The organism is Caballeronia sp. M23-90 (assembly GCF_053574605.1).
The window spans coordinates 1-2,804 of sequence record NZ_JBSIPA010000643.1; the positions used below are offsets into that span (position 1 = coordinate 1).

General features: G+C 61.8%; 3 protein-coding genes and 1 pseudogene. 1 reads left to right on the forward strand and 3 read right to left on the reverse strand.

Features of this window, described 5'->3' with window-relative positions:
* On the reverse strand, window positions 1–279 hold a 279-nt coding region (locus ACRXB1_RS34020; RefSeq protein WP_449494536.1), incomplete at its 3' end, for a LysR family transcriptional regulator.
* A gap of 114 nt (window positions 280–393) precedes the next feature.
* Here ACRXB1_RS34020 and ACRXB1_RS34025 point away from each other — a divergent pair.
* Window positions 394–1,290 carry an NAD-dependent epimerase/dehydratase family protein gene (locus tag ACRXB1_RS34025; protein ID WP_449494537.1) on the forward strand — a complete coding sequence of 299 codons (897 nt, stop codon included), beginning with the start codon at window positions 394–396 and terminating at the stop codon, window positions 1,288–1,290.
* A gap of 68 nt (window positions 1,291–1,358) precedes the next feature.
* Here the strand turns inward: ACRXB1_RS34025 and ACRXB1_RS34030 are convergent, their stop codons facing one another.
* Together ACRXB1_RS34030 and ACRXB1_RS34035 are read right to left on the reverse strand one after the other, a co-directional pair.
* The gene (locus ACRXB1_RS34030; protein WP_449494538.1) at window positions 1,359–2,453 is read right to left on the reverse strand and encodes a malate/lactate/ureidoglycolate dehydrogenase; all 1,095 of its coding nucleotides are present in this window, start codon (window positions 2,451–2,453) and stop codon (window positions 1,359–1,361) included.
* Window positions 2,454–2,570: 117 nt separating this feature from the next.
* Window positions 2,571–2,804: pseudogene (locus ACRXB1_RS34035) on the reverse strand (peptidase M20); the annotation flags it as partial.

Below are 2,804 nucleotides of genomic sequence, written 5' to 3' on the forward strand. Positions count from 1 at the left end.
TCCCGCCGGCCGTTCGCGCTGCCGGGCGATGGATTCCTCGGCGTCTTCCATTGCGGCGAGGATGGCCCGGGCGCGCACAAGGAAGAGTTCGCCTTCGTCGGTAAGCTGGAGCCGGCGCGTGGTGCGGCGAATCAGCGTGGAATCGAGCTTGGTTTCGAGCCGGGTGAGCGCGCGGCTAACACCCGAAACCGTTTGCTGCAAAGCTTCCGCGGCGGCCGTGATCGAACCGGCGTCGATCACGGTCACGAAAGCGAGCAATTCTTCGGTGGTGGTTTTCATCGTGCGATTGTTGATGCATAGTCAAGATTGTTTTGAGACTAACATCGTTTTTGCGAAAGTAGAACCGAGCGATACTAGGTCCATTGATTCAGGAATCATCAAAGGAGAATGGACATGAAGGTATTTGTGACGGGCGCAAGCGGGTTTATCGGCGGAGCGATCGCAGCGCACCTCGCGCGCAACGGACATCAGGTTCGCGGGCTGATCCGCCGCGCCGACCAGGCGGCCGAACTGAAGCAACTGGGCGTGGAGCCTGTGATCGGCACGCTCGATGACCGCGATCTGCTGATTGCCGAAGCCAGGGCCGCCGATGGCGTCATCAACGCCGCGAACAGCGACCATCGCGGCGCGGTGGAAGCGTTGATCGAAGGGCTGGCGGGATCGGACAAGCCGTTGCTGCATACGAGCGGATCGAGCATCGTCGGCGACGCTTCCGGCGGCGAAGGCTCGGATGCGATCTACCACGAGGACACGCTGCCGGAACCGACCGCCGACAAAGCGGCGCGCGTAGCCATCGATAACCTCGTGCTCGACGCAGCCACCCGTGGCGTGCGCGCCTCGGTGCTGTGCAACACGCTGATCTACGGTCACGGCGCCATGAAAACCGCGAAAAGCGTCCAGTTGCCGCGCCTGCTTTCCCAGGCGCAGAAAAGCGGCATCGTCCGGCATGTCGGGCCGGGACGCAATATCTGGTCGAATGTGCATATCGATGATGTCGCCGATCTCTATGCTCGCGCGCTGGAAAAGAGCCCGGCGGGCACGTTCTATTTCGTCGAAAGCGGCGAAGCGGCGTTCCACGAAATGACCAGGGCGATGGCCAAGGCGCTGAATCTGGGCGAACCGCAAGACTGGCCGCTCGAGGAAGCGAAGAAGGAATGGGGCTACGAGATGGCGTCGTACGGGCTGGGATCGAACAGCCGGGTTCGTGGCAAGCACGCGCGTGAATTGCTCGGATGGACGCCGAAGCGCACGTCGGTGACCGACTGGATTCGCGACGAGATGCTCAAGTAAGCGCTTATTGCCTGAAACAGCGCGGCCGGTTGCGAAACCGGCCGCTTTTTTACATGCGGATAAAGCGTCTAACGCAGCGCCTTCAGATATCCATCGATTTCCGCGGCAGGCATCCCCGCCTTCACCGCCGCGTCATGGATCTGCTGCCACGTCGTCGGATCGACGGGCACGCCCTTCACTTCCAGTTCCGCGCGCCGCGCGCGCTCCGGTTCGCCCGGAACCATGATCCTGTCCGTATTCGCGGCAAGCGGCGAGGCTTTCACCCATTCCACGAACGCGTCCGCTTCGGCTTCGGCATCGGGTGCATCGAAGGCCTTCGGATTGACGATCACCGACGTCATGCAGTTGATGATGGCGTTGGTGGTATCGAGCGTGCTTTCATGTGTCGTGTAGCCACCCGACAACGCGCCGCCGAAAATCTCGCACATCGCAGCGAGGCCGTAGCCCTTGTGTGCGCCCATCGCCGTCAACGACCCGAACGGTGCTTCATGCATGACTTTCGGTTCGACGGTCGGCACGCCCGCATGGTCGATCAGATGTCCTGGCGCAACCTGCACGCCCTTGTTGTACGCCACGCGCGTCTTGCCGTAAGCAATGCCCGAGGTCGCGAAATCCAGCACGAGCGGTTCGCGCCCGTCACGCGGGAACGCGGCGCAGAACGGGTTCGTACCGAAGCGGCGATCGATACCGCCAAACGGCGCGACCAAGGGATCGCCCGCCACATTGACGAAGTGAAACGATACAAGCCCGGCCGCCGCGCATTGCTCGGCCCAATGCCCGATGCGCCCGATGTGATGCGCATTGCGCAGGCCGACCGCGCACACGCCGAGCTTTTGAGCGCGCTCGATGCCGTGTTCCATCGCCTCGAACGCCACGACCTGGCCGAACCCTTTCTTCCCGTCGATAGTCAGCACCGCGCCGGCGTCACGGACGATTTCGGCGTGCGTGTTGAGCTTCAGTTCACCGTCGCCGAGTGAGGCCATGTAGCGCGGGATCATGCCGACGCCATGGGAATCGTGACCCGACATGTTCGCCATCACGAGGTGATCGGCAACCAGTTGCGCTTCGCGCGGCGTGCTGCCGGCATGCGTCCAGATCGCGCTCACATAGGCGTGCAAGGTATCGTGGGGAATCCGTGCTTCGGGCGTGTTTTCAGTGTTCATGCGACTGCGTCTCCCGACATGAAAGTGCTGCACAACAAATTCGATGGTGTGCCTGGCCATACAAAACGAAAAGGCGCGCTGGAAGCTGCGCGCCTTTTCATTATCGATGACAAGTCTTCAAGGCGTTGCGGCAATCACTTCGGCGACCGTCGCCGTGAGTTTTTTGGCGAACGGCACGTGCAGGAATTCATTCGGGCCGTGCGCATTCGATCTTGGTCCCAGCACGCCGCACACCATGAACTGCGAACGTGGAAAACCCGCCTGCAACGTGCTCATCAGCGGAATGGTGCCTCCCTGTCCGAGGAATGCGACGTCTGCGCCAAAATGCCTGCGCGATGCGTCGTTCAATGA